The following is a 1,986-nucleotide window of genomic DNA, read 5'->3' as shown; positions in this document are numbered from 1 at the left end:
GCGTAGATGCCCTCGGCCTTCTTCTTGATGTCGTACGCGAGGCGACGACGGCCCCAGACGTCCACCTTGTCGACCGTGCCACCGTCGGTCTTGACGACCGACAGGTACTTGTCGAGCGACGGGGCGACGGTGCGCTCCTCGATCTCGGGGTCGAGGATGATCATGATCTCGTACTGACGCAGGCTCATACCCACCTCCTCTGGTCTTCGCGGTCACGGTCGGTCCGTGACAGGAGGGTTCTCGTGCGTCTCGCCGTGACGCACCACCGACGAGGCGTCAGGGGTGCGGGCACGACGAACCGTCCGCGAGGGACGGCGATCGCCCAGACTACCCGCTCACGACCCCGCGACCGAATCCCCCGACCGAGCGGTCGGGTGGTGCGGTCGGCCGCGGCGCGGCGGCGTCAGGGACGTTGCGTGGGCAGCGGCACCGCACCGGCCTGGCCGCCACCGCCCCCGGCACCGCCGCCGTCACCCGGCGGCGGCTCCTCGGTCGGCGCGGGTGGCGGCTGCGTCGGCGTGGGGGTCGGCGACGGGGACGGGGCTCCCGACGACACGACGAGCGTGACGGTGGCGCCCGAGTCGACCGTCGACCCCTCACCGGGTTCGGCGCGGATGACGCGCCCCGCGGGGACGGACGCCGACTGCTCGGAGCGCACGCTCGCCACGAGCCCCGCACCCTGCAGCACGCCCGTGGCGTCGGCCTCGGTGCGACCCACGAGACCGCCGGGCACCTGCACCTGGGCAGGCTCCTCGGGCTCCTCGGGCGGCGCCTCGGTCGGCTCCTCGGTCGCGGTGGCGGTCGGCGTCGGCCTGCCGCCCACGTTCGCGCGCGGCGGGAAGTTCTCGACCTGGGCGAACCTGGGGTTCGCGAAGACCTTGCCCATGTAGTCGGCCCACAGCACGGCGGGGTACGACGACCCGGTGATCTGGCTGTAGTCGCCCCAGGCCTCGATCGAGTCGAGTCCGCGGCCGTCCTGCGCCTGCTGGGACAGCGCGACCGCCGTCGCGAGCTGCGGGACGTAGCCGATGAACCACGCCGACTTGTTGTCGGTCGAGGTACCCGTCTTGCCCGCGATCGGGCGGCCGAGGCGCGCGATCTGCGCCTTGCCCGAGCCCTGCTCGACGACCTGGGTCATCGCGTAGGTGGCGTCCGCCATGACGTCCGCCGCGAAGACCGGCCGGCCGGCCGTGTCGGGCTGCCAGGCGACGGTCCCGTCGTTGTTCTCGACGACCTGGAGGATGTGCGGCGTCCGCTGCACGCCCTGCGCCGCGAACGTGGCGTACGCGCCCGTCATGTCGAGCGGGTGGACGAGGTCGGAGCCCAGGACGTTCGAGGGCACGCTCGTCAACGGCGTCGTGATGCCCGCCTCGGTGGCGACGCGCGCCGTGTTCTCGGGGCCGACCTTGATGTTGAGCGCCGCGTACACGGTGTTCACCGAGTCCGCGGTCGCCTTGACCAGGTCGATCTGGCCGAAGCTCTGACCGTTGCCGCGGCCGAAGTTGCGGACGTCCTTGGTACCGCCCTCCCACTCGGGGAAGCGCTGCGGCGAGTTGCCGTCGAACCTCGTCGACAGGCCGATGCCCTCCTGCAGCCCGGCGACCAGCGCGAACGGCTTGAACGTCGACCCGGCCTGGACCTTGTCGAACGTCGCGGTGTTCTTCTGGTCCGCGAGGTAGTCGGGGCCGCCGTAGAGCGCGACGATGCCGCCCGTGGCGGGGTCGACCGAGACGACCGAGACTCGCAGCCGCTCGTTGGGCACGGCGCCGTCCGAGAGCGCGCCGGAGCGCAGCCCCTCGGCCGACTCGACCGCGGCCTGCTGCACCGACTGGTCGATCGTCGTGACGATCTTCAGGCCCTTGGTGCGCAGCTCGCCCGAGGTCCACAGGTTGGTCGCGAGCAGCTCGTTCTCGACCATCTCGAGCAGGTACCCGTTCGGGCCGCGGTACGTCTCGGACTTGACGTACTCGATCGTCGTCGGGAAGA

2 protein-coding genes are annotated in these 1,986 nt (G+C 71.7%); both read right to left on the bottom strand.

Translation table 11 applies throughout. The annotated features are described in order from the left end of the window. A partial coding sequence (rpsF, locus tag J7523_RS20205) for a 30S ribosomal protein S6 (protein WP_291890565.1) occupies positions 1-188 on the bottom strand: 188 nt, incomplete at its 3' end. Positions 189-403: 215 nt separating this feature from the next. Next, positions 404-1,986, bottom strand: a 1,583-nt coding sequence (locus J7523_RS20200; RefSeq protein WP_291890564.1) for a penicillin-binding transpeptidase domain-containing protein, incomplete at its 5' end; no start/stop codon positions are given.

This window comes from Cellulomonas sp. (assembly GCF_017744555.1).
GTDB lineage: Bacteria > Actinomycetota > Actinomycetes > Actinomycetales > Cellulomonadaceae > Cellulomonas.
Note: the sequence above shows the minus strand (reverse complement) of the source record. Positions and strands in the feature narration are given on the sequence as shown.